The sequence below is a fragment of the Roseiflexus sp. genome, from assembly GCF_057785375.1.
The window spans coordinates 1-23,418 of the sequence record NZ_JBYNRX010000059.1 but is presented as its reverse complement, the minus strand read 5'-3'; the positions used below and the strand labels follow the sequence as shown (position 1 = coordinate 23,418).

The window sequence follows — 23,418 nt, the reverse complement described above, 5'->3', positions numbered from 1 at the left end:
CATGGAGGGGCAAGGGTGCGCCTTGCCCCAACCCTCTTCTCCCTGTAAGGAAGAAGGGGGATGAGGAGAAAACGGGCAGGAGGACACCGCAAACGCACATTACCTCTCTGCGCCTTCCTCCTCCTCCGCCAGCAACCCCAGGCTATCGTCGGGGTGCAGGTGGTGGATGACCAGGCGCAGTCTCCCCGGCGGCGTGCCCAGCACCTCCTGAAAAATGGCGACGGCTTCGCGCGCAAAGGCGCGACGGCGCTCCGGCGGCAGCGGTTCTTCGGCAGCGTAGAGTACTTCGAGCAGTGGCATCGTACATCCTCCCCTTCAGCCCTTCTCGCAACGCTCGCCTCGAAGCGTCCTCCGGCGGACCGCAGGCGTTGGCTGTGACAGGCTCAGCCAACGCCACCCGCATTCAGGCTGCGACAGGCTCAGCCAACGCCACCCGCATTCCGATCGTCCGCTATGCCTCGTTCGGCGGACCGCAGGCGTTGGCTGCGAAAGGCTCAGCCGACGCCGCGAGAAACGCGCTACACAAATCGCATGCTCACCGGCGGCTGCCCGTGGATTTCGAGCGTGAACAGGTCGCCGGGGCGCGCGGGAATGGCAGGACCGAGTGAGCCGGACAGAACGATGTCGCCGGGTTCGAGGCTAATGCCGAACGAAATCATTTTGTTCGCCAGCCAGGCGACGGCGCGCGCCGGGTGCCCCAGCGCCGCTGCGCCAATGCCCTGAACGGCGGGTTCGCGGTTGTGGTGGAGTAGCATGCCCATCGTGCGCAGATCGACGTGGCGCAGGGCGCGACTCCAGGGTCCCAGCGTAAAGCCGCCGTATGATGCGTTGTCGGCGACGGTATCGACCAGTGTGATGCGCCAGTCGGCGATGCGGCTATCGACGATCTCGATGGCGGCGGCGATCGCGTCGGTGGCAGCCAGCACGTCGTGCAGGGCGACCCCCGTTTCGCGCAGCGGACGCCCGATGAGAAACGCGAGTTCCCCCTCGACGCGCGCTTGCAAAAACAGGTCTGCCGGCACATCGACATGCCCGCCGGTCAGCGGGAAGTAGCGCGATGCCCACAGGCTGCCGTAGTCCGGTTCGTTGACTCCGAGTTGTTGCTGGATGGCGCTGCTGGTCAGCCCGATCTTGCGCCCGATGATCCGTTCACCGCGCGCCAGGCGCATCTCCGTCCAGCGCGATTGAATAGCATACGCCTGTTCGGGCGTCAGCGCCATGCTCTCGCTCAACGGCGCCAGCGGCTGGCGCTGCTCCCAGGCATCGTCGAGGCGCTGCGCCACGGCGTCGATGTTCACCCCGCCTACTGATTGCTCAGGCATACCGTCTTCGCCTCCGTGAAAAACTCAAGGCTGTGGCGCCCGCCTTCGCGCCCGATGCCGCTCTGCTTCATGCCCCCAAACGGCACGCGCAGGTCGCGCACAAAGAAGTCGTTGACCCAGACGGTGCCAGCATCAATGGCGCCGGCCACGCGCACGGCGCGTCCCAGGTTGCGCGTCTGCACAACCGCCGAGAGACCATACGCAACGCCGTTGGCAATGGCAATCGCTTCGTCCTCACCGTCGAACGGCGCAACCGTGACGACCGGACCGAAGATCTCCTCCTGGCAGACGCGGTCCTGCGGCTGAACGCCGACGATGATCGTCGGGTTGAGGAAATTGCCGCGATCAAACGGCGCCGACAGGTCGGGCTGATCGCCGCCGAGGACGATTTCCGCCTGCGTGCCGCGCGCAATGTCGATGTAACTGCGCACCCGCTGTAGATGCTCTGGCGCAATCAACGCCCCCACGGTCGTCTCCGGATCCATCGGATCGCCGACGCGCAACTGCTGCGTGGCGGCGATGAACCGCTGCAAGAACTCGTCGTAGATCGGGCGCTCGACCAGCAGCCGTGGACCGGCAAGGCAGAACTCTCCCTGGTTGAAAAAGGAAGAGCGCAGGCTGATCGCCACGGCGCGATCCAGGTCGGCATCGGCGAAAATGATATTGGCGCCCTTGCCGCCCAACTCGAACGACAGGCGCTTGAGGGTGTGCGATGCCGCGCCCATGATGATTTTGCCGGTCGTGCTCTCGCCGGTGAACGAGATCAACTGCACGCCAGGGTGCTGCGTCAGCAACGCGCCTGCCGACTCAGGACCAAACCCGTGGACAGCGTTGAGCACCCCCGGCGGCAGACCGGCGCTGTGCGCGATCTGTGCCAGTTTCCACGCCCCGATCGGCGTCAATTCGGCGGGTTTGAGGACGACGGTATTGCCAAAGGCAAGCGCCGGACCGATCTTCCATGTCGCCTGGAGCATGGGAACATTCCAGGGAGTGATCAGCGCCGCCACGCCAACCGGCTGGCGCAGCACATAATTAATGTAGCCGCTGTCCATGGGATAGGCTTCGCTATCGTGGGTGACGGCAAAATCGGCGAAGAACTCGATGTTGGCGGCGAGGCGCTGCACGTATCCGGCGCGGTTCTCGCGGATCGGTCTGCCGACATCCCAGGTTTCGATCTGTTCGAGTTCTTCCGTGTGCGCGCGAATTGCATCGGCGAACGCCTTCAACACCCGCCGCCGTTCGGCAGCGCCAGCGCGCCTCCATACGGCAAAGGCGCGCGTCGCCGCCTGCACCGCTGCATCGACTTCATCGGCGTGACCTTCCGGCGCCGTGCCGATGACTTCATTCGTCGCCGGGTAAAAAATCTCGAAGCGGCGCGTTCCTTCAACAAATGCGCCGTCGATGTAGTGTTGCACATGAAATGAAGGGATCTGCATTATTCTCGCTCCAATCGCACAATCAGGCAGTTTGCGTCTGATCCGATCACTTCCAGCGTTCCCGGCTCGGCTGGCGTCGCTGCCGACGGTGAGCCGAAGAAGATGATCTGACCCGCACGCAAACCGCCGGTCATCGTTGCCAGCCAGCCCAGGCGCGTGTACAGATTGCCAAGGGTGCGCAGGTCTCCCTCGGCGCGGAGCGTGCCGTTGAGGTAGAGACGCAGCATGCCGTCGGGCGGGTGATCGATCATGCGCACGCCGAGCAAGAACCCGCCGCCCGAACTGTTGTCGGCGACGACTTCGGCAGCGCTGAAGCGATACCCCTCCCAGACGCTGTCCAGCACATCGACGCCGAGAAACCACCCGCCGACCGCGGCAGCGGCTGCGCCAGGAGCGGCGCCCGGCGCCAGCGGCGCACACAGCACAGCGGCGAGTTCCGGTTCGACGCGCGGCTGAATGAACCGGCTGAGCCGCACCGGGCTTTCCAGCATCATGTCGAAGAAAATGCGCCCGTAGACCGGCTCGGTGATGCCCATTTGCTGCTGTTTTGCCGGGCTGAGCAGCCCCAGTTTGTACCCCTTAATTGGCTGACCTTCGCCCAATGCCGTCTGAATGGCATACGCCTCCGCCAGCGTCACCTGACGCGCGTTTCCACGACTGGCAATCGCGCGGCGACTCGCGCGCGCCTGGCGAATTTCTTCCAATAGCGCCAGCGCATCAGCGCTCAGTTCCATGGCTCGTTCCTTCACGCTCTGCCAGTGATCGCCCTCCAACGCCCCAGTGGGTTTTGGGGATTTCATAGATCACCAGGCGAACCTCTTCCAGCGGCAGATCGAAGTGGCGCGCGGCGCACTCCGAGAGGCGGCGCATCAGCGTTGCGCGCTGCTCATCCGTGCGCCCTTCGACCATTGTGACCCGCAATACCAGCATGGCACGCTCTTTCTACCAGAGATACCAGAACGGACCCTCCGCGCCGGCGTCGCTGACCGTCTCCATCCGACCGTACTTGCCGGCAAAGAAGAGCAGCGGCGGTCCGTCGCGGCTGGCAAGGTATTCGACTTGCCCGATGTACAGCGTGTGGTCGCCTGCCGGGTGTGCATCGACCACCCGTGCAACGACGTGCGCCAGCGCGTTGTCGATCAGCGGCACACCATGCTGCCAGACGAATGGGATGTGCAATCCCTCGATCGGACGGCCCGCAAAATGCCGGCTGAGCGCCTCCTGGTCGTCTGCCAGCACGCTCACGCCGTAGCGACATCCTGGCGCCAGCAACGCATGCAGGCGCGCGCGCGCCGCAACCGACACCAGCACCAGCGGCGGGTCGAGCGACACCGACAGGAACGAGTTCGCCGTCATCCCATGCGACTGCCCCTCGTGATAGGTCGTCACAATCGTGACGCCGGTAGCAAATTTGCCCATTGTCATACGAAACTGGCGCGAGTCGAACGGCACAGGCGCAACAGTCGCCCCATCGGTTGGTACGGTCATGATGGTCATCTCCAGCCTTAATGGGATACGGATTTACGCGGGTGCGACGGATCTGCCGTTGGCTTCGACAGGCTCAGCCAACGTCAGCCCCTCCTGGAACTGTCTTGCGGCTGCCGTTGGCTTCGACAGGCTCAGCCAACGTCAGCCCCTCCGTAGATTGCTCTCGTTTGCGCACCAGTTCGAGCGCTACATCCAGGATCCAGTCTTCCTGCCCGGCGACCGTCTGGCGCCGCCCTAATTCGATCAGAATGGCGCGCGGATCGATCCCCAATTGCTCGCCCACCCGCCTGGCATGCAGCAGAAACGTCGAGTAGACCCCGGCGTATCCGATGATAATGGCATCACGGTCGGGGAAGGGCTGGAAGGGCATAATCGGCGCCACCACATACTCGGCGGCGTCCATGAGCGCCAGTACGTCCAATCCTGGATTGACGCCCAGCCGGTCGAGCGCCGCCGCCAGCAACTCGGTGGCGGCGTTGCCCGCACCGGCGCCCAACCCGCGAAGACATCCATCGATCTGGTCAGCGCCCGCTTCCAGCGCCGCCAGCGTATTGCCGATCCCCAAACCCAGGTTGTTATGCGCGTGGAAACCGACCTGCACCCGCAGCGCGGCTTTGAGCGCCCGCACCCGCGCCGCTGCGTCGTGCGGCAGCATCGCGCCCGCCGAATCGACCACATAGACGCAGTCGGCGCCATACGACTCCATCAGGGCTGCCTGCTCCGCCAGAAACTCAGGAGGCCGCATATGGGACATCATGAGGAAGCCGACGGTTTCCAGCCCCATGTCCTTCGCCATCTTGAAATGCTCCTCGCTGATGTCCGCTTCGGTGCACTGGGTGGCGATCCGCAGCACCTGCACGCCGCGTTCGACGGCGGCCTTCAACTCGCGGCGCGTTCCGATGCCGGGAAGGAGCAACGCCGCAATCTGCGCCCGTTCCGCCGCTTCGCGCGCCTCGGCAATCAGGTCGAGGTCGGGTGTGAGCGAGAAGCCGTACTGCAACGACGATCCTGCCAGCCCATCGCCGTGCGTCACCTCGATCACCGGCACACCGGCGCGATCCAGTGCGGTCACAATGTCGCGCACGTGCTGGCGGGTGAACGTATGCCGCATGGCGTGCGATCCATCGCGCAGGGTCGTATCGGTCAGGCGGGGCGCATTCATACCATCACCTCCCGACGACTCAGCAGATGTTGGGCAAAGACTTCGCCAACCCGCCGCGCAGAGGCCGTCATGATGTCGAGATTGCCAGCATACGGCGGGAGGAAATGCCCCGCACCCTCGACCTCCAGCAGCACCGTCACTACTGGTTTACGCCCCCACGGCGTGTCGCGCATGTCGAACACCGGCGGATTCTTCAGCCGGTAGCCAGGAACATACTGCTGCACCTCGGCAACCATCGCCTCGACAGAGTCGCGCACCTGCGCCGGGTCGAAATCGTCTTCCGGGATGGCGTAGACCGTATTGCGCATCAGGATCGGCGGTTCCGCCGGGTTGAGGATAATGATCGCCTTCCCCTGCTGCGCGCCGCCAATGACTTCCAGACCGTGCGCCGTGGTAAAGGTGAACTCGTCGATATTCTGGCGGGTGCCCGGTCCAGCGGATCGGCTGGCGACCGTGCTGACGATCTCAGCGTAGCGCACCGGCGTCACACGGCTGACGGCATACACCAGCGGAATCGTCGCCTGACCGCCGCAGGTGATGAGGTTGACATTCGACGCATCGAGGTGCTGCCGGAGATTGACCGGCGGCACAACATAGGGTCCACGCGCAGCCGGCGTCAGGTCGATGGCGATCCTGCCGGTCTCGTGCAAACGTTTTGCGTGGCGCACATGCGCTTTGGCGCTGGTTGCGTCGAAGACGATCTGAATCTCAGGACGTTCCAGCACGGCGTCGATGCCCTGTGCGCTCGCCGCCACCCCCAACGCGCGTGCGCGCGCCAGACCTTCGGAGTGGGGGTCGATCCCCGCCAGCAACGCCAGTTCCATCGAACCGGGGCGATCAAGAAGTTTGTACATCAGGTCGGTTCCGATATTGCCGGAGCCGAGGATGGCCGCTTTTATCGTTTCATCGCCCATCGAGGCATTCCTCTGTGGTAGCCCAGGTTTTCAGAGACACGCTGAGCCGCCTCTACAATGAGTCCAACATAACTGGCGCGCTGCGCCTGAAAGCGATGCGTCGGCAACGAGATGCTCATCGCCGCAATCACACGACCCTCGAAGTCATAGATCGGCGCCGCCACGCAGCACAGACCGATTGACACCTCTTCCTGATCGCAGGCATAGCCGCGTTGCCGCACCAGTTCCAGTTCGCGCGCCAGGTTTTCCGGCGTGGTGATCGTATTCGGAGTGAAGGCATGCATGCCCTGTTGTTCGAGAATCTGCGCAACCTCGCTCCAGGGCGCGTGCGCCAGCAACACCTTGCCGACGCCGCTACAGTGCGCTGGCAGCCGCGCCCCGACGCCCGACAGCGAAATGTGAACGGCGTGCGTTCCTTCGAGTTTCTCGATGTAGATCACCTGACCGTTCTCCAGCACCGCCAGGTGCATGGTCTCGCCCCAGCGCGCCACGACTTCTTCCATCACCTGGCGCGCCTCGGTGCGAAACTCGGTGGTTTTAAGCAGCGTCTGCCCGAATTCGAGCAACCGCCACCCCAGCCGATAGCGCCCCGGACCGGTGCGGCGCAATAATCCCTGCCCTGCCATGCTACTCAACAACTCCGACGTGCTCGATTTGGGCTGATCGAGTGCGCGCGCAATGTCGCCAACCGTCCACTCAGGGTGCGCCGGCGAGAACAGGTTCAGAACCTCGACGGCTTTCTGGAGTGTTTGAAGCATGGCATACCTCGCTGGGGCAGGTCTGCGACCTGCCCTTACGCTACCAGACCCGCTGGGGCAGGTCTGAGACCTGTTGGGGTAGGTCTGCGACCTGCCCTTACACTATCCAGACCCGCTGGGGCGGGGCGCAGACCTGTTGGGGCAGTCTGAGACCTGCCCCTCCTTGTCGCCCCTCTCCCGCAGTACAGGAGAGGGGCAGGAGGGTGAGGGCCAACCGAATCAGCTCGCTCCGACCAGCTCCTCCTCGGTGCGCGCCTGCGCTTCCTTCTGCACCGGCGGCGTGCCGTACATAAAGTACTCGGCGGGCAGCGGTGAACCGAACCAGATAATCCCCTTCGCCAGGTTCGACTCATGCCAGGTGATCGGCTTCCAGTCCGGATCGAAGATCAGGTAGCCAGCGTCGCCGAACAGTTCGACGCGGTTGCCGCCCGGCTCGAAGACGTACATGAAGAGCGCCTGGCTGATGCCGTGCTTGCCCGGTCCCGCCTCAATTGTAATGCCATAATCGGAAAAGACATCAGCAATGTCCGACAGGTGCTGCGGGATGCCGTACCAGTAGCAGATGTGGTGCAGGCGCCCCTTCGCGCCGGTGGCGTCGCGCATGGTTGCCACTTCGTGGACGAGCGGGCTGACGCTGAGCCACGCGCCCGCTTCGGAACCGTCGTTCAGAATGATGTGTTCCCGCAGCCGGAACCCGAGTTGATCCATCATAAACTGCTTGTTGGGCGTGACGTTCTGGCACAGCAGGTTCACATGGTCGATGCGGCGCACCGGCACGCCGCGCAGCGGCCGCTTCTGCGGGCGGTTGAGCAGATCCGTGCGCATGGTTTCGGGCGCCTGGTAGTACTCCACGTCCCAGAACAGTTCCATCGGGTGGCCGTCCGGCGTGGTGAACTGGTAGGCGCGCCCATGCCCGTGATCGCCGTCGATCCACCCGCGCCCCAGGCCAACCGCCTCAATCGCCTGCACGCGGCGCTCGAGCGCCTGCGGCGAGGTTGCACGCCAGGCGACATGCCCGAGACCCGGCTGATCCGCCTCGGTGACCTTCAGGCTGTGGTGGTAATAATCCTCATACGCGCGCAGATAGACCGATTTCCCCGACCGCTCGGTTTCCTCGAGGCCGAGCAGGTCCTTGAAGAACCAGAGGGTGTCGTTCAATTTCGGCGTCAGGATTTCGACGTGCGCCAGTTGCGCGACATCGAAGATCGGCTCTTTGTAGTCCGTCATGGCTCATCCTCCTTCTTTGCAGGATTTTACTTGCCGCTGCCAAACCGTCGCAGAATAACGTTCACATCATCGGGATTGATCAGATCGGGAACCGTCCAACCGTCGAGGTCGTACTCGCTCAGGCATTGATCGGCGAACCCTTTGTACTGGTCAGCGGCGCCGGTCGCCATCGCCGTCAGCAGCACCTCCAGGCGGATGTTCTCGTGATTGCCAGCATAGTTGCGCTCGTACAGTTCGTGGCGTCCGCCGAACTCGGAACCGATCGCATCCCACAGCAGTTTCATCAGTTTGACGCGATCAAGCGACGAGTAGCCGTTCGAGCCGCGCAGATACTTGTCGAGATAGCCGCAGATTTCAGGGGTCTTGAAATCGACGGCGTGTGAGTTGAGGTAGATCAGCGCGCTGGCGACATCGCTCTCGATCAGTTCCTTGACGCGCGGGTACGCCACCGTCGCAAACACACGGTACGCCAGGCCGTAATCGAGATTCGGCAGCACTGCGCCGTCATTCCAGGGAATCGGCGTGCGCGCCATCGCATCGCTGATCGCCCAGAACAGGTTACGCCACGCCAACACTTCGCCGACGCGCGCCTGCACGCCGCGGAACTCCTTCGCGCCTGTCGCCTCGACCGCTTTCAGGAACAGACCGGCAATAAAGTCGAGCTTGACCGCCATGCGGGTGCAGCCATGGAACGTAAAGCGCGGGATGAAGCCGGAGAGCGGGAAGAAGGCGTTCACCTTCTCGACATCGCCGTAGACGAAGACATTCTCCCACGGGATCAGCACCTGATCGAAGATCATGACCGAGTCGTTCTCGTCAAGGCGGCTCGAAAGCGGATAATCGAACGGGCTGCCCATGACCTCCGCCGCCATCTCATACGATGGGCGGGCAATCAGTTTGACGCCGGGCGCGTCCATCGGCACGATGAAGATCAGGGCAAACTCTTTGCTCCTGATCGGCAGCGGGCCGTAGTGCGCAATGAAGTTGTAGTGCGTCAGCGCCGAACCGGTGGCGACGACCTTCGCACCGCTCACGATCAGACCGGCGTCGGTCTCGCGCTCGACGTGCATATACACATCGCGGATTTCGTCCGGGGGACGGTTGCGATCAATCGGCGGGTTGACAATCGCGTGGTTGAAGTAGAGCACTCGCTCCTGCGACTCGCGGTACCAGCGCCGCGCATTCTCCTGATACGGCGCATAGAACTCCGCATTCGCACCGAGGGTTGCCAGGAAAGCGGCTTTGTAATCGGGACTGCGCCCCATCCAGCCGTAGGTCAGCCGCGCCCATTCGGCGATCGCATCACGCGCGCCGACCAGTTCGTCCGCACTGCGCGACGCGCGGAAGAACTTGTGAGTGAAACCGCCATTGCCGGTGTCGGTGGGGCAGGTCAATACTGGTTGTTTCTCAGGATCGTGCAGTGCATCGTAGAGGCGGGCAACCATGCGGGTGGCGTTGCGGAACGCCGGGTGGGTGGTGATGTCCTTGACACGCTCGCCATAAATCCAGATTTCACGCCCATCACGCAGACTTTCCAGATACTCCTCGCCGGTGAGGGGCACAGTCGTTTTTGCCACAGTCTCGACGGTCATTCGTTGACCTCCCTTTTCTTCGTACTATCACCATTGATGCCGTTCAAAGGAAACGCCTGCCATCGCCGCCTGCCGCGCGGCTTCGTGTCACCTCCTTACTTCTCCCGCCTGTTGCGAACTGCGGTATGCGGAGACGATTGGTTGAAAGAGCGTTGTTACGATGGCTTAAGGCTACCACTGATACGACGAAACTTCCAGATCGATTTTCGGCATAGCCGAACGGCGTCTTGATTTATCGAATGATTGTGGCGAACAGGTTGTGTGGGTGTGTATCATAAGGGGGACACGGATTCACACGGAGGCAGGCGGTCGGACGCAGGTCCTTCAGGAACGATTTCAATCGCCGGCAGCCGCTCCATCCAGCTGGCGCCGTTCAGTTGCAATGGTAGTACGTTTGCTCTACAATGGTGCGTAGTCACCATGTGACAGGAAAGGCCAACTCAATGCCGCTCCAGATCGACATCCCGCACGATGCAATCGCCGCCTTCTGCCAGCGCTGGCGGATCAAGGAACTGTCGATCTTCGGCTCGGCGCTGCGGGACGACTTCCGCCCCGACAGCGATGTGGATGTGCTAGTGGTGTTTGATGAGTCGGCGTCATGGAGCCTGTTCGACTTGGTGCATGCGCAACAAGAACTTGAGCGCATGTTTGAACGACCGGTCGATCTGGTTGAGAAAAAAGCTGCTCGCAATCCCTTCCGCCGGCATCACATCCTTCATAATCGCGAGGTTATTTATGCAACTGGAAGAGCGTGATCCCGCTTACCTTTGGGATATGCTTATAGCGGCTCGATCATACGATAGAGTCGATCACGAACGCATTTATGCCATCGCACGCGAAGAGGCGCCACAGTTGATTGCTCTTCTGGAACCTCTAATTCCGCCGCTTCCTCCTACGGAAGACGACTGAAGCGCAAGTATCCGCTTGACGGCGCCATGTCTACACCTCCCGCAATTGAGTCCTCACTCACCACCGCCGATCTGCCGGCGTCCATCCTGAGCGCGATCGACGCATGCGCTGAGGCGTGCCGCGCCACCCTGGTCCGGCTCGCAGGCGACCGCGACCGCCTGCGGGATGCGCTGGCGCGCCGCATTCACCCTGCACCCGAGGGTCCGGTGCGGCGGTTGTGCGCCGTCGATGGCGCGCATGCGACTGTGCCCGCTGCTGGCGCCACGTTCGCCGCCATTGCCGCCGTCGCGGTCGAAGACGCCGAACTGACCGATCAGGATGTGCTCGTACAGTTGATGCCGCCGGTCGAGGAACTGGAGACGATCATCAGCGGCGCACGCACGGTGATGGAACTGCGCCTGCTGGCAAAGCGCATTCGCGCAACGAGCAGCGGGCTATTTGTACTCGATGGATCGTTCTATTCGGTGCTGCTGGAGATCAACCGCCTGCTGGTGCGCCACGCTCAAGACGCGCGCAGCGGACGGATGGCGACGTGGTGGAAGTCGTTCGATGATCTGCTCGAAGCCTTCTTCGCCGGTGAAGACTGGCGACTGGTCCTTTCGTCGCGGCGAGTGATCGCCCATCCCAAACTGGCGACCGCTGCCGACGATGTGGCGCACCTCGCGCCGCACCTGTCAGGAACGGTGACTGACCGGATGTTGTGGAGCACCGTGCTGGAACCGGGGGAGTATGCGTTGCCTGCGCCGCTCATCCGCCGCGACCGGCCCCATCTGCTGACCGGGTACCGTTCGCCGCGCCTGAAAGATTTTGGCGAGCGTCGGGCTGCCATCGAGCAGGGGTATGGTCAGTTGTACGTTATCTACTACCGGCCCGACGCTGCCGCTCCAGCATACCGCATCGAGCTGCCATCCGCCCTGATCGCGCGTGAGCCGCTCGGCGCGGTGCTGGCGACGTTCCGAGCGGCATTGCGCACCGGCGCACTCCAGGAACCACTGCCGCAGTTTCTGGCGGATGCCATCTGCCGCCAGACCGGGCGCGCACTCGAAGCAACCGCTGAAGGCGCGCGCACGGCATTGCAGAACGAATTTGGACTGAACCTGGTGCAACGCTACCTGGGACCGTATCGGACAAGATGATCGGCTCTGGCGACTTACCGGCTTTGTTCTGGATAAACATGCATTCCGTCCCATTGCGCCGCCTGCCAGAGTTCACGGTCGAAGGTCGCCAGAGCGACAGGTTCTACCAGCATTTCCTGCCACGTTCGTGCAGCGGCAAGATGCACTGCGTCATACGTTTGAAGATGATACCGACGTGCCAGCGAGACAGCGCGTTCCACTATTTCTGTTGAAATCAGCAGAACATTGATAAGTGACCAGTCATTCTCGAAATCTTTCCAGAACAGCGCTCCATTGTGTTCGGACACCTGACCTGCCCGGATCAGACGCGACATAGCAGACGCCATTTCCACCTTCGTGATCTCAACCGTGCCAATCGCATCTGCGTGCTGTATCCATCCTCGTACATCAGCGGCAATTTCCCTTGAGCCCGTCTGAGGAGGCCAGCCGCTTCCAGAGCGCGTATACGCTCTTCGAGCGAAGGTGCTACGGACGTGAGATATCCTATCACTTTGCCATGCTCCGTGATCATCACCGTTTTCCCGGACTTGACCATGCTCAAATATGAACTCAGCCGGCTCTTAAGTTCACGAACGCCTGCTTTGATTGCCATCGTGCCACCCCATGGATGATGCAATGATACCGATCGATGTGGCTACATGATACACTACGTGGACACTTACGATTGTGGGTAACTGTTCACCGAAGTCGTCGCCTATGCGTTAGAGCCTATCCAGAAAAGCTCGTTGGGTAGGCGAAGGCAATGCCTTCGCCTACCCAGGCGCACTTCAGTCGGCGATTTTTCGGATAGGCTCTTATACTAATACGCGGTCACACTATTGCTGGAGCGCTGCGGGCTAAAGCCCTCGCTGAGCACGCGGTTCGACCGTGCTCACCGCACGTGCAAGCCCCGTCGAGGCTGCTGATACCAGGGCGCAGTCATGCGCCCACAACCGCCAACGCATAGTGTGGATCGTTACGCCGTGCGCACCGGGCGCTCGAACGTCTTGTCTGACTGACCGCGCATTTAGTTATAACAACCGAAAGGCGCCGGCATGCTAGACATTGCCCCTCTCCCCGGCGTGCAGGGAGGGGGGCGCATTGCGGGCGAGACGCCCGCGCTCCTGCGATCGCCACCGCGTTGCATGCGGTCGAGACGCCCGCGCTGCCGGGGACCCTCTCCCCGGCATGTGGGGAGAAGGGTGAGGAGCTACGTTGTCGCCGTTGTGGTCGCCGGCACAGGCGCCTGGCGCTTGGGAAGTTCGATAAGCGGGATTTCGTTCAGGCGCGACACGCCCTGCAACTGGAGCTTTTCGGCAAAGTGACAGGCAACCCAGTGCTCGCCGCCGATGTCGCGGAGCGGCGGTCGCTCGACCTTGCAGATGTCCTCGGCATAGCGGCAACGCGGATGGAAGTAGCACCCGGATGGCGGGTTCGCCGGGCTGGGCACATCGCCGGGGAGTTTGATCGGCCGCGTGCGCTTGCGTGGGTCGGGCTTCGGGATAGCAGCAAGCAGCGCCTCGGTGTACGGATGTTTGGGGTGATAATAGAGATCCTCGGTGCTTGCCATTTCGACGATGTACCCGACGTACATCACCGCCACGCGGTCTGAAATGTGCTCGACGACGCTCAAGTCGTGCGCAACGAAGAGGTAGGTCAGGTCATACTTCTCCTGCAAGTCTTCGAGGAGATTGAGCACCTGCGCCTGGATCGACACATCAAGCGCCGACACCGGCTCATCGCAGACGATCAGTTTTGGGTTGAGCGCCAGGGCGCGCGCAATGCCGATACGTTGTCGCTGCCCGCCGGAGAAGGCGTGCGGATAGCGTGTCATATTCTCGGGACGGATGCCGACTTCCTGGAGCAACTCAGCGACGCGATCCTTGAGCGCCTGACCAGAGGCGACTTTCTGGATTTCGAGCGGTTCGCCGACGATCTGCCCGACTGTCAGGCGCGGGTTCAGCGACGAGAAAGGGTCCTGGAAAATAATCTGCATATTTGGACGCACCCGCTTGAGTTGGGAGCGGTTGAGTTTTGCCAGGTCCACCTTGCCGATATTCGGATCATCGAAGATAACCTTACCCGCAGTCGGATCGAGAAGGCGAAGAATCGTGCGCCCGGTTGTACTCTTGCCGCACCCCGACTCACCGACGAGGCCGAGAGTCTCGCCCTTCTTGATATAGAAATCGATGCCATCGACGGCTTTGACATACCCGGTCACGCGCCGCAGGAAACCGCTCTGGATCGGGAAATGCTTCTTCAGCCCGCGGACCTCGAGCAAGATCTCGTCTGATTTGCCATTCTTCTTTGCGGTATCCATAGCGCTCCTCTACGTGTACAAATGACAGCGAACCGTATGCGTGCGCGATCCGGCGACGAACGTCTCATCCGGCATCACCGCATCGCACAGACCAGGAATAGCCGCCGGGCAACGCGGATGGAACGGACAGCCGGGCACCGTTGAATACGGATCGGGCACAGTCCCCTTGATCGACTCGAGTTTCTGACCACGAGCGACGCCAAGGCGCGGAATCGAGCGCAGCAGCGAGATCGTATACGGATGCTTCGGGTCGTAGAAAATATCGTCAACGGCGGCGCGTTCGATGATCCGTCCCAGATACATCACGGCGACTTCATCGCACATCTGCGCAACCACGCCCATATTATGGGTGATGAACATGATCGACGTGCCAATCTCGTTCTGAAGGTCGCGCATCAGATCGAGGATCTGCGCTTCAGTCGTCACATCAAGCGCTGTCGTCGGCTCATCGGCGATCAGCAGCGTTGGCGTACAGGAGAGCGCCATGGCGATCATCGCGCGCTGCCGCATCCCGCCAGACAGTTGGTGCGGATAACTGTCGGCGATACGTTCCGGGTTCGGCATGCCGACCTTGCGCAGAATATCGACGGCACGGCGGCGCGCTTCCGCTTTATCCTGCGTCTGATGCAGCAGAATGGCTTCCTCGATCTGATAACCAACGGTGTAGCAGGGATTGAGCGAGGTCATCGGCTCCTGGAAGATCATCGAGATATGGTTGCCGCGAATTTTGCGCATTTCGGGACCATTTTTCTCGAGTTTGGTAATATCGACCACTTCACTGGTATTGAATTCGCGAAAGAGAATGCGCCCACCCTCGATGCGTCCAGGAGTCAACTGCATAATCGACAGGCCGGTCTGACTCTTGCCACACCCCGACTCGCCGACAACGCCGAGCACCTTGCCGCGCGGAATATTGAACGACACGCCATTCAGTGCGCGGACAACGCCGAGCGTGGTGTAGAAACTGAGCCTCAGATCTTCAACGCGCACAACATCGTCTTTGCTGACAATCTGAGTGCCAGTTGCTGCCGTGCCTGTCCCGGTTGCCACATTCGTCATGGAAAAGCTCCTTCGCCTTCTGCATTACGCATACGGATCGACCGCATCGCGCACGCCATCGCCAAGCAGATTGAACGCCAGCACCGTAATGATCAGCAGGGCTACCGGAATAAGCAACCAGGGATAGGTCACGACCGCCTGCACTGTCTGCGCATCACGGAGCAGAATACCCCAGCTGACCGCCGGCGGCAGAATGCCCAGCCCCAGGAAACTCAGCGCCGTCTCCAATCCAATTGCGCCAGGGATCGCCAGCATGCCAACCACCACGATATGGCTCATCGCATTCGGCATCAGGTGGTGGGTAATGATATGCCAGTGTGACGCGCCGGCGGCCATTGCGGCAGCCGTGTAATCCGCACTGCGGAATGCCAGCACTTTTCCGCGCACCTCGCGCGCCAGACCGGTCCATCCAATCACGGCGATAACCACCGTAATCATAAAGTAGCGCACGGTGATCGGCACATTGAGCGGCACTGCCGCAGCCAGCGCCATATAGAGCGGCAGGTCGGGAAACGACCGGATCAATTCGATCAGGCGCTGGATCAGATTATCGAGCGCACCGCCGAAATATCCCGACGCCGTTCCGACGATCGAGCCGATAATGACAAACAGGAAGACGCCAAAGAAACCGAGCGTCAGCGAGACCTGCGAACCCTTCAACACCCGCGAAAAGAGATCGCGGCCTTCTTTGTCCGCCCCCCAAAGAAAGATTCTGGCGTTCGACTCAGGCGGTGCATCAACGCCAAACAAATGTAATCGCGACGGGAACAGTCCCAGAAAAGAATATTCGTGCCCCTGAACAAAGAAGCGGATCGGATAAATCACGCTGGTGTCGGGCGTGTAGATCCACTGGAACCGCTCCATGTCCAGTTCCTGTTTCAACCCGTAAATGCCTGGACCTTCCGAACCCCAGACAATCTGCGTCGGCGGCGCAAACGCATTGTTCGAGTCGAGCACATCGTGCGGATAGGGGGCAATGAAATCGGAGAGAATCATGATCGTGTACATAATCCCTAACACGATCAGAGCGCCGACCGAGAGTTTACTCTGGCTGAAGCGCCGCACCATCAGTTTCCACTGCGGAATCTGGCCGACGTCTTCCTGCTTTTTGCCTTTAGCTACTTTGGGCAGTTCACCTGCGGCTGTTGCCATGGTTCTATCCTTCCGGTAACACTCAGCGCACCACGTCCAGCGTTTCATTCAAGCCGCACACGCGGATCGACCCAGGCGAGCAGCAGATCGGCGATAAGATTGCCGACCAGCAGCAATGCCGACAACATGACCAGGATTGTGCCTGCCAGATACATATCCTGCGAGCGGAGCGCGTCGAGATAGAGAGGACCAATAGTCGGTAGGCTCAGAATGATCGCAATCAGCGTCTCACCGACGACCAACGCCGGCAGCAGCGTCCCGAGCGACATGACCAGCGGGTGGATGGCGTTGCGCACTGCATGCTTCCAGATGACGGTCGACTCCTTTAACCCCTTCGCGCGCGCCGTCTGGATGTACTGCATATTCAGCACGTCGAGCAGATTGGCGCGCATCACGCGGGTTAATCCAGCCGTTGCCCCAATCGCCAGCACGACAATTGCGATCCAGACGTGGCGAATGAAGTCCCACAGTTTGGCGAGGCTCCAGGGCGCATCGGCATACTGCGGCGAGAAGAGACCGCCTATCGGTTGGTCCCACAGGCGCGACGCCGTAATAAGCAAAATCAGCGCCAGCAGGAAGCCAGGAATCGAGAGACCTAAAAACTGAACAAAGGTAATGAGGTAATCGGGCCAGCTGTAACGATGAGTTGCAGAATATACGCCGATCGGAATCGCAACCAGCCATGTAAAGAGCAGCGCCGTCAACGACAACCCAAACGAAATCCCCAACCGGTTATAGATGCGCTCTGCAACTTTCTGATCGGTCTCGAACGATGTGCCAAAATCACCTTGCAGCGAACGCGAAATCCACTTCCAGTACTGAATATAGAAGGGGTCATCGACGCCATAGCGATCACGCAGCGCCTGGATCATCGACTCGGGAAGGTTGCCGCCCTGCATCCGCAGACGCTGGATCTGCACGTCGAGAATCGATCCAGGGGGCAACTGAATGATCCAGAAGCCCACGAAGGAAACAACGATCAACAGAAAAAACATGTTGACCAGGCGTCGAGCAATGAAGTTGAGCATCTTCGCCTCACTTTGCCTGAGCGCCCATCCGCACAACCCTGTGCTGCTGTCATTGTGAAGAGCGCAAACGACGAAGCAATCGTCTGCTGAGCGGGGAGATTACTGTGCTCTACTCACAACGACCGATCTTTTCTGGCCATTTGGATGGGCTTCAGGTGGTACCCCTCGCGCAGGCGTGCAACCTGCGCGAGGTACACGGATGCACGCTACGCCGTATGCGCCTCGGGGTTATCCCAGTACCACGTCTCCGGATCATAGGTGGCCGGCGACGGGATGATCCACGGGTTGACGAAGCCGCCCAATCCTTCCTTCAACAGGTCGTCGCGGGTCGGCACGTTCATCAAGCCTTTCTTGACCAGAATGATGCGCGGCGGGTTGGCGATCGTTCCGGTGAAGAACGGACCCTCCTCGATGTGGACTTTGATCATATCCCACACGAGCTGGTGGCGCTTCATCGCGTCCGGCTCCACCTTGCTCTTGTCGAACAGTTCGTGAAGCTTGCCAATCGCCGGCATGTAGTCCGGCTCGCCGCGATTGATGCGCGGCGGGTTGCGGTCCCACGGGTTCTTATCCAGTTCCTCCTTCTCCGACGCGGTGCCCCGCAGGGTGTACCCACGACCGTGGAGTGGCGCCCAGCGCTCGGTCTCATCTGCCACCAGCCAGGAGGGGAACACCAGGTGGTTCGGACCATCACCGACCTCCCAGGTAGTCTTCATCGGCAATTCGCCGGCGCGCCACTTCTCGTCGGCGCCCTCCCCCGGGATTGGCGTCAGCACCGCATCGATGCCAATCGCCTGCCAGTCGCGCGCCAGGCGCTCGTTCTTCGACAGGTGCTCACCGCCAGGCGCCTGATCCGCGCCATAGGTGATCTGAATCTGCAACGGGCTGCCGTCCGGCATGGTGCGCTTGCCATCGGGACCCTTCTTGTAGCCTGCTTCGTCCAATATCTGCTCAGCCAGCGCCGGATCGTACTTGACGTAGCTATCGCGCCAGGCCGCATACACCTGCTTGCCCTGGTCGTTGATGTTGTACTCGATCGCCTTCGGGCTGAAGGTGCCGGTCGTCAGTTCGCCAAGACCGAAGTAGACCGCCTTCTGCACGTCGGCGCGGTTGTAGGCATGCGACAGCGCCTGGCGGAACTTCGGATCGCGGAACACCGCGCGCATCTTCGGGTCTTTAAAGTCCATGTTGAAGAAGTAGAGCGAGCCAGTGCCCGAACCGGAGTCCCAGAAGCGAACCTCGAGACCGCTCTTGGCTTCCGCATCGCGCAGCGACTGCACGTCCGCCAGACCCTGGCTATGGAAGTGCGCATGGTCGGCGCGTCCCTCGGTGTATGCCAGCTTCTCGATTTCCTTGTCCTTGACCGCCGTCACAATGATCTGGTCGATATACGGCAGTTGGTTCCCTTCTTTATCGACTGCCCAGTAGTAGGGGTTGCGCGACCAGACGGCGCGGACGCCTTCCTCAAAGATGTCCAGTTTCCAGCCGGTCAGGCGCGGGCAGTCGGGGTTGTTGTGATTGAACTTGCGCTGATGCTCTTCCCAGTCCTTGTACTTATCGGGGTTGAGCACCGGGTTGAACTGCTCCATGTAGTGGTGCGGCATCACCCAGGCCGGACCGATGAACATATTGACCCACATCGCCAGTCGGTCCGCCGTCAGCGGCGCCGGCGCGTCGAACACCATCTCGAAGGTATAGTCATCTGGTGCATTGACAGTCATCAGGGTGCCGGTGCCGGAGCGTGCCTCATCAGGCGGGCTATTGATCGGCTTGAGGCCGGCGGGGTACTCCTTCTCTTTGCCGTTGCCGCCAACCGTGTACTCCCACCAGTACATGATGTCCTTGGTCGTGAACGGCTGGCCATCGCTCCACTTGATCCCTTCGCGGATCTTGAACGTCCACTTGCTCGCGTCTGCATTCGACTCCCAGCTTTCGACGAAGCCCGGACCGATCGCCAGACCATCCTTGAGCCAGCGCAGCGGCGAGGAGCCGTACTGCATCTCGTGGATAAAGCCGGTGATACCCCAGTTGTTGTTGTAGGTCTTCTTCAACACGCCGCCGTACTTGCCAACTGTGAGCCACGGATGTGGCGGAGTGTACGGGTTCTTCGGCAGGCGCTCATCGACCGGCGGCAGTTTACCTTCCTGCACCAGTTTTGCCAGCATGGGCGCTTCTTTGTACTGGGTCGTTACAGGAGGAACAGCAGTTGCAGCGGGAGGAGTGGTCGGTGCGGGCGCTGCGGGCGCCGTGGTTGGCTGAGGTGCTGCAGGCGCCGTGGTTGGACCTGTGGCGGGTTGGCCGCCGCCGCCACAGGCGGCGATCGCGGCGCTGGCCGCCGTCACTGCGGACAGGCGCAGGAATGTGCGCCGGTTGAGCTTTCGAGCGTTGCTCACGTGGTACCTCCTTGTCAGGGCATCTGTAGTTTGTTGACCTTGAACTGTGGAATAGAATCCGAGGACTGATGCTCGCCGTCGGCGGAGCACGCACACCAAGTGAGGGATTTACGCCATTGTTACCCCCTTCCAGGTTTTGTGCACGGCATTCATGAGGTATTGTATCGCTGTTTTGAAGGACTGTCAAACTGAACCGGTCAACCTTGGGAAGTAGGGAGTAGGGAGTAGGTGCGCCTTTGCACCTGTCACCGGCAACCTTCGCACCTGTAACCTGCCACCTTTGCACGGTCAACACGCGGGCCGCCGTGCGACGGAGACGTTGCGGTGCAACGTCTCTATGTGCACCCCGCGCGGGCGCGCCGCCGCGTGGGCACAGCGCCAGGGCGTGGGCACGGCGTCGCCGTGCCCCTACGTGCCACATGTCCACGTGCAATGGGCGATGGGCAACGTTCCATTCCTGCCCGCAAACTCAAAATCGCACACCAAACACCTGTTCGATCCAGGCGACCCACGGCAGGCGCCGTTGTTCTGTCAGTTCGGGCAATGGCTCACGGTAGACGCCAAACCCGCGCACGGTGAAGAAACAATCTTTCTTCCACCCGCGACAATCGAGCCGTCCGATCACTGTACCGTTGTCGGGGGTCACGATGAGCAGATTGGCGCCGTAGGTGATGTCATTGACAGTGTCGGGCCAGGTGCGCTCGATTAGGACGCTCTCGTAAGCGACGCCGCGCTGATCGAGCACATACCCGATGGCGTCGGAGAACGTGGCGAAACTGCGCGGGCGTAGGAATGCCGCCGCAAGCGCCAGCGCCGCGCAACTCAGAATGCACGCAGCAATGACGAGTATTGGGAGAACACGTTTTGTGGAATGTCGTGCAGACATCAACGGTTGGGCGCCTCCACCTTTAACGTTCAACCTTCCCGCTTTCGCACCTGCTGATTTCACCACAGAGGTGCAGAGGACACAGAGAGCGCCGGAATGCCCACATGTAACCTGCCACAGTATTTCACCGGCAACGTTCAACGTGCAACGTGCATGAGTTCAGCCAGGCGTTGCACCCATGCCATCCACGGCAGCGGTCGCATGGCGCTGATATCGGGAATTGGCTCGCGGTCGATCTCGAGGCGCGCAATGGTCACCCGGCAACGACGGCGATCATCGGCGCATTCGAGGCTGCCAGGAAGGACTTCGCCGCTGGAGAGCGTCACGCTCACTGTGGCGCTGTACGGGTAGACCGACGGTCCATAGGCGTAGTAGTTGACCGCCGAGGGCCAGACCTGTGCGGTAACGATGCGTTCGTGCGCAATCCCGCGCTGTTCGAGTATGACGGCGATGGCGTCCGCGTGGCTGGTGATGGGGCGTGGACGAAGGGCGAACAGCAACGCTCCCGTAAGCACGCAGGCGGCGGTCGAGGCGACAAGCAGGATGAGGATGTATCTGGGGAGTCGCATGTGATTGAGAACCGAGAACTGAGAACTGAGAACCAGAAATAGTCAGGAGTCAACCATCCCGCCTGCCATCTGTCACGTTCCCGTCCACAAACTCAAAATCTGACGTATGCCAGGCGCCTGTTCTATCCAGGCGGCCCACGGCAGTCGTCGTTGCTCCGTCAGTTCAGGCAACGGCTCACGGTAGATCCCGAACTCGCGCACGGTGAAGAAACAATCCGTCTTCCAGCCGCGACAATCGAGTCGTCCCGTCACTGTTCTCGTATCAGGGGTCACGATCAGCAGATTGGCGCCGTAGGTGATATCGTTGACAGTATCGGGCCAGGAGCGTTCGACGAAAATGTTTTCGTAGGCAGCGCCGCGCTGCTCCAGCATATACCCGATTGCGTCGGAGAACGTAGTGAAACTGCGCGGGCGCAGGGCAATCAGTACCACCGCTGCAAGGATGCAGGCGGCAATCGAGGCAGTGATCAGGATGAGGGCGGATCTGGAGAGGCGCATGGTCATGAGAATCGAGAACTGAGAACCATGAACCGGCGTTACGTTCCTAACCTTACACCCTTCGCACCTGTAATCTTCCACATTTGCACGTTCAACATGCGTGCCGCCTCGCGGTGGAATCCGGGCGGGTCTGAGACCCGCCCCTACCGTCTGTCCAGGCGGGTTTGAGACCCGTCCCTACGTTGTTATTCATCTTTCGCGCGGCCACGCCTGACCGTTTCCTTCTTCGGCAGACCGGTCTTCTTTGTGAGGTCGCGGTCGGTGGCGAACCAGAGTTCGGGCGGGATATTGAAGAGCGCGAAGGCGTAATTGCCCATGGGCAGCCAGTACTCCCATTCTTCCGGTGTGCGCCCCTGGTAGGTCAGCACAATCTGCCACTGCGCGACATACATGATCCACACCTTGCGCTTGCGTGTTTCGTCGCCGTCGCGAAAGGTGTAGATCCGCTCGAACTTGATCAGATTGCCGTATGTGTCGTCCGAACTCGACTCGACGACGCATTGCGGCAGTTGCGCCAGCCCTTCGGCGACGCCTTTCTGCAACAGCGGCAGGTCTTCGGCGACCGCTTCGGCCTCGAGCCAGCGCACCCATGCGGAGAAGAAGGTCTGCGGATTCTCGCGTTCAGGTGAAAACAGAACCCCTTCGAGACCATTGTCAAGCTCGAAGCGATACCAGTCAGAGGGGTAACGAAACGTAAAACGCCCATGCGGGTCGGCGTAGGTGTCGACGCCAATAAAGCGCGGGCGCGGCGGACGTTCAGTGCTGGTCATAGGACTGCTCGTTTCTTTCTTTGGGCAGCGCACGTGCTGCGCGTCGTGCCATGTGGTATGGGGTAGAAGTCTCGATAGAAACGTATGCTACCATGAAAATCGGCGCCGGGCAAACACGCAAGGGCGCAGAGGGCAGTCATGATGTGCCAGGAAACGCCGTATCGCTGAATACGAATTGGGTAGCGAAGGCAATGCCTTCGCCTTCCTGGTCGCACTTCAGTCAGCGATTTTTCGGATAGGCTCTAATGGCTTTTGAGAAAATAATCCGGCATCGCCTGGTTAAGCCCGCTCAGGCGGGCTTTGCAGCAGTAGCCCGCAGCTTTAGCCACCGGGCGGGCTGATGCCAAGGCGCAGTCATGCGTCCGCAACACGCCTGCGAGTGCGTGTTGACCGTTGCACCTTACAAAACGAACGTTCGAACATTTTGTCCGACTGACTGCAAGTTAGTGTAAGAATTGAGTCCGGTAGAGCCTGCGAAGGCAGGCTTCGAACCCATAGCCTGCGGCTTCAGCCGCCGGACGCAGAGCGCGCGGGAACAGGGAGCGTTGGAAGGATGCGGAGCGCATGGAGAGCGGGACGGCGGGACGGGCGAAGCGTCGCATAGGCACAAGGAGCAGTAGGAGAATGCGGGACGCACGGAGAGCGGGACGGGCGAAGCGTCGCATGGGCACAAGGAGCAGTGGGAGAATGCGGGGCGCACGGGGAGCGGGACGCCGACAACGCACGTCGATCTCCCACACTTGAGAGGCAAGGGAATAAGAAAGAGGCACACGGCGTCGCGAAACGCTCCTCACCCCTCATCCCTCACCCCTCATCCCTC

23 protein-coding genes and 1 pseudogene are annotated in these 23,418 nt (G+C 61.1%); 2 read left to right on the top strand and 22 right to left on the bottom strand.

What is annotated here, in order from left to right:
• Positions 1-99 precede the first annotated feature (99 nt).
• The 11 genes and pseudogenes from AC3EA7_RS10785 to AC3EA7_RS10735 all read right to left on the bottom strand — a co-directional run bounded on the left by AC3EA7_RS10785 (position 100) and on the right by AC3EA7_RS10735 (position 9,899).
• On the bottom strand, positions 100-300 hold the full coding sequence (locus AC3EA7_RS10785; protein ID WP_488614056.1) for a tautomerase family protein: 201 nt from the start codon (positions 298-300) through the stop codon (positions 100-102).
• A 218-nt stretch (positions 301-518) separates the two neighbouring features.
• Positions 519-1,322: a 2-keto-4-pentenoate hydratase gene (locus AC3EA7_RS10780; protein ID WP_488614055.1), complete on the bottom strand. Its 804-nt coding sequence runs from the start codon at positions 1,320-1,322 to the stop codon at positions 519-521.
• Positions 1,304-2,758: an aldehyde dehydrogenase gene (locus AC3EA7_RS10775; protein WP_488614054.1), complete on the bottom strand. Its 1,455-nt coding sequence runs from the start codon at positions 2,756-2,758 to the stop codon at positions 1,304-1,306. Before AC3EA7_RS10775 ends, AC3EA7_RS10780 begins: the two co-directional genes overlap by 19 nt.
• Positions 2,758-3,492, bottom strand: coding sequence for a 2-keto-4-pentenoate hydratase (locus AC3EA7_RS10770; protein ID WP_488614053.1), 735 nt, complete (start codon positions 3,490-3,492; stop codon positions 2,758-2,760). The genes AC3EA7_RS10775 and AC3EA7_RS10770 overlap by 1 nt, the downstream gene beginning before the upstream one ends.
• Entirely contained in the window at positions 3,476-3,688 is a 213-nt protein-coding gene (locus AC3EA7_RS10765) for a tautomerase family protein (RefSeq protein ID WP_488614052.1), read from the bottom strand. The genes AC3EA7_RS10770 and AC3EA7_RS10765 overlap by 17 nt, the downstream gene beginning before the upstream one ends.
• Before the next feature lie 12 nt (positions 3,689-3,700).
• A complete protein-coding gene (locus AC3EA7_RS10760) occupies positions 3,701-4,246 on the bottom strand; it encodes a flavin reductase family protein (protein WP_488614051.1) in 546 nt (181 codons plus the stop codon).
• A 154-nt stretch (positions 4,247-4,400) separates the two neighbouring features.
• A pseudogene (dmpG, locus tag AC3EA7_RS10755) lies at positions 4,401-5,408 on the bottom strand (4-hydroxy-2-oxovalerate aldolase); the annotation flags it as partial.
• Positions 5,405-6,322 carry an acetaldehyde dehydrogenase (acetylating) gene (locus AC3EA7_RS10750; RefSeq protein ID WP_488614050.1) on the bottom strand — a complete coding sequence of 306 codons (918 nt, stop codon included), beginning with the start codon at positions 6,320-6,322 and terminating at the stop codon, positions 5,405-5,407. The pseudogene dmpG and the gene AC3EA7_RS10750, both read right to left, overlap by 4 nt.
• Positions 6,304-7,080, bottom strand: coding sequence for an IclR family transcriptional regulator (locus tag AC3EA7_RS10745; protein WP_488614049.1), 777 nt, complete (start codon positions 7,078-7,080; stop codon positions 6,304-6,306). Before AC3EA7_RS10745 ends, AC3EA7_RS10750 begins: the two co-directional genes overlap by 19 nt.
• 219 nt (positions 7,081-7,299) lie before the next feature.
• On the bottom strand, positions 7,300-8,307 hold the full coding sequence (locus tag AC3EA7_RS10740) for a catechol 2,3-dioxygenase (RefSeq protein ID WP_488614048.1): 1,008 nt from the start codon (positions 8,305-8,307) through the stop codon (positions 7,300-7,302).
• Positions 8,308-8,333: 26 nt separating this feature from the next.
• Positions 8,334-9,899 carry a 4-hydroxyphenylacetate 3-hydroxylase N-terminal domain-containing protein gene (locus tag AC3EA7_RS10735; protein WP_488614047.1) on the bottom strand — a complete coding sequence of 522 codons (1,566 nt, stop codon included), beginning with the start codon at positions 9,897-9,899 and terminating at the stop codon, positions 8,334-8,336.
• Between the two features lie 443 nt (positions 9,900-10,342).
• Here AC3EA7_RS10735 and AC3EA7_RS10730 point away from each other — a divergent pair, with 443 nt between their 5' ends.
• Complete coding sequence (locus AC3EA7_RS10730) at positions 10,343-10,654, top strand: nucleotidyltransferase family protein (protein ID WP_488614046.1); 312 nt, start codon at positions 10,343-10,345, stop codon at positions 10,652-10,654.
• Between the two features lie 180 nt (positions 10,655-10,834).
• Complete coding sequence (locus tag AC3EA7_RS10725; protein WP_488614045.1) at positions 10,835-11,944, top strand: DNA double-strand break repair nuclease NurA; 1,110 nt, start codon at positions 10,835-10,837, stop codon at positions 11,942-11,944.
• A gap of 14 nt (positions 11,945-11,958) precedes the next feature.
• Here the strand turns inward: AC3EA7_RS10725 and AC3EA7_RS10720 are convergent, their stop codons facing one another.
• From AC3EA7_RS10720 to AC3EA7_RS10670, 11 genes are all read right to left on the bottom strand, one after another.
• On the bottom strand, positions 11,959-12,342 hold the full coding sequence (locus AC3EA7_RS10720; protein WP_488614063.1) for a type II toxin-antitoxin system VapC family toxin: 384 nt from the start codon (positions 12,340-12,342) through the stop codon (positions 11,959-11,961).
• Entirely contained in the window at positions 12,246-12,536 is a 291-nt protein-coding gene (locus AC3EA7_RS10715) for a type II toxin-antitoxin system Phd/YefM family antitoxin (RefSeq protein WP_488614044.1), read from the bottom strand. The genes AC3EA7_RS10720 and AC3EA7_RS10715 overlap by 97 nt, the downstream gene beginning before the upstream one ends.
• A gap of 597 nt (positions 12,537-13,133) precedes the next feature.
• Positions 13,134-14,243 carry an ABC transporter ATP-binding protein gene (locus tag AC3EA7_RS10710; protein ID WP_488614043.1) on the bottom strand — a complete coding sequence of 370 codons (1,110 nt, stop codon included), beginning with the start codon at positions 14,241-14,243 and terminating at the stop codon, positions 13,134-13,136.
• A 9-nt stretch (positions 14,244-14,252) separates the two neighbouring features.
• The gene (locus AC3EA7_RS10705) at positions 14,253-15,302 is read right to left on the bottom strand and encodes an ABC transporter ATP-binding protein (protein ID WP_488614042.1); all 1,050 of its coding nucleotides are present in this window, start codon (positions 15,300-15,302) and stop codon (positions 14,253-14,255) included.
• 24 nt (positions 15,303-15,326) lie between these two features.
• Entirely contained in the window at positions 15,327-16,454 is a 1,128-nt protein-coding gene (locus AC3EA7_RS10700) for an ABC transporter permease (protein WP_488614041.1), read from the bottom strand.
• A gap of 44 nt (positions 16,455-16,498) precedes the next feature.
• Positions 16,499-17,482, bottom strand: coding sequence for an ABC transporter permease (locus AC3EA7_RS10695; protein WP_488614040.1), 984 nt, complete (start codon positions 17,480-17,482; stop codon positions 16,499-16,501).
• Between the two features lie 206 nt (positions 17,483-17,688).
• The gene (locus AC3EA7_RS10690; RefSeq protein WP_488614039.1) at positions 17,689-19,875 is read right to left on the bottom strand and encodes an ABC transporter substrate-binding protein; all 2,187 of its coding nucleotides are present in this window, start codon (positions 19,873-19,875) and stop codon (positions 17,689-17,691) included.
• A gap of 469 nt (positions 19,876-20,344) precedes the next feature.
• Positions 20,345-20,761 carry a hypothetical protein gene (locus AC3EA7_RS10685; protein ID WP_488614038.1) on the bottom strand — a complete coding sequence of 139 codons (417 nt, stop codon included), beginning with the start codon at positions 20,759-20,761 and terminating at the stop codon, positions 20,345-20,347.
• A gap of 137 nt (positions 20,762-20,898) precedes the next feature.
• Positions 20,899-21,330 carry a hypothetical protein gene (locus AC3EA7_RS10680; RefSeq protein ID WP_488614037.1) on the bottom strand — a complete coding sequence of 144 codons (432 nt, stop codon included), beginning with the start codon at positions 21,328-21,330 and terminating at the stop codon, positions 20,899-20,901.
• Between the two features lie 72 nt (positions 21,331-21,402).
• Positions 21,403-21,834 carry a hypothetical protein gene (locus AC3EA7_RS10675; RefSeq protein WP_488614036.1) on the bottom strand — a complete coding sequence of 144 codons (432 nt, stop codon included), beginning with the start codon at positions 21,832-21,834 and terminating at the stop codon, positions 21,403-21,405.
• A gap of 179 nt (positions 21,835-22,013) precedes the next feature.
• Positions 22,014-22,598 carry a hypothetical protein gene (locus tag AC3EA7_RS10670; RefSeq protein WP_488614035.1) on the bottom strand — a complete coding sequence of 195 codons (585 nt, stop codon included), beginning with the start codon at positions 22,596-22,598 and terminating at the stop codon, positions 22,014-22,016.
• Positions 22,599-23,418: the final 820 nt, after the last annotated feature.

Coding starts and splice junctions, on each gene's coding strand:
- AC3EA7_RS10785 (WP_488614056.1), bottom strand. CDS start 300: ATGCCACTGCTCGAAGTACTCTACGCTGCCGAAGAACCGCTGCCGCCG.
- AC3EA7_RS10780 (WP_488614055.1), bottom strand. CDS start 1,322: ATGCCTGAGCAATCAGTAGGCGGGGTGAACATCGACGCCGTGGCGCAG.
- AC3EA7_RS10775 (WP_488614054.1), bottom strand. CDS start 2,758: ATGCAGATCCCTTCATTTCATGTGCAACACTACATCGACGGCGCATTT.
- AC3EA7_RS10770 (WP_488614053.1), bottom strand. CDS start 3,492: ATGGAACTGAGCGCTGATGCGCTGGCGCTATTGGAAGAAATTCGCCAG.
- AC3EA7_RS10765 (WP_488614052.1), bottom strand. CDS start 3,688: ATGCTGGTATTGCGGGTCACAATGGTCGAAGGGCGCACGGATGAGCAG.
- AC3EA7_RS10760 (WP_488614051.1), bottom strand. CDS start 4,246: ATGACCGTACCAACCGATGGGGCGACTGTTGCGCCTGTGCCGTTCGAC.
- AC3EA7_RS10750 (WP_488614050.1), bottom strand. CDS start 6,322: ATGGGCGATGAAACGATAAAAGCGGCCATCCTCGGCTCCGGCAATATC.
- AC3EA7_RS10745 (WP_488614049.1), bottom strand. CDS start 7,080: ATGCTTCAAACACTCCAGAAAGCCGTCGAGGTTCTGAACCTGTTCTCG.
- AC3EA7_RS10740 (WP_488614048.1), bottom strand. CDS start 8,307: ATGACGGACTACAAAGAGCCGATCTTCGATGTCGCGCAACTGGCGCAC.
- AC3EA7_RS10735 (WP_488614047.1), bottom strand. CDS start 9,899: ATGACCGTCGAGACTGTGGCAAAAACGACTGTGCCCCTCACCGGCGAG.
- AC3EA7_RS10730 (WP_488614046.1), top strand. CDS start 10,343: ATGCCGCTCCAGATCGACATCCCGCACGATGCAATCGCCGCCTTCTGC.
- AC3EA7_RS10725 (WP_488614045.1), top strand. CDS start 10,835: ATGTCTACACCTCCCGCAATTGAGTCCTCACTCACCACCGCCGATCTG.
- AC3EA7_RS10715 (WP_488614044.1), bottom strand. CDS start 12,536: ATGGCAATCAAAGCAGGCGTTCGTGAACTTAAGAGCCGGCTGAGTTCA.
- AC3EA7_RS10710 (WP_488614043.1), bottom strand. CDS start 14,243: ATGGATACCGCAAAGAAGAATGGCAAATCAGACGAGATCTTGCTCGAG.
- AC3EA7_RS10705 (WP_488614042.1), bottom strand. CDS start 15,302: ATGACGAATGTGGCAACCGGGACAGGCACGGCAGCAACTGGCACTCAG.
- AC3EA7_RS10700 (WP_488614041.1), bottom strand. CDS start 16,454: ATGGCAACAGCCGCAGGTGAACTGCCCAAAGTAGCTAAAGGCAAAAAG.
- AC3EA7_RS10695 (WP_488614040.1), bottom strand. CDS start 17,482: ATGCTCAACTTCATTGCTCGACGCCTGGTCAACATGTTTTTTCTGTTG.
- AC3EA7_RS10685 (WP_488614038.1), bottom strand. CDS start 20,761: ATGTCTGCACGACATTCCACAAAACGTGTTCTCCCAATACTCGTCATT.
- AC3EA7_RS10680 (WP_488614037.1), bottom strand. CDS start 21,330: ATGCGACTCCCCAGATACATCCTCATCCTGCTTGTCGCCTCGACCGCC.
- AC3EA7_RS10675 (WP_488614036.1), bottom strand. CDS start 21,834: ATGACCATGCGCCTCTCCAGATCCGCCCTCATCCTGATCACTGCCTCG.
- AC3EA7_RS10670 (WP_488614035.1), bottom strand. CDS start 22,598: ATGACCAGCACTGAACGTCCGCCGCGCCCGCGCTTTATTGGCGTCGAC.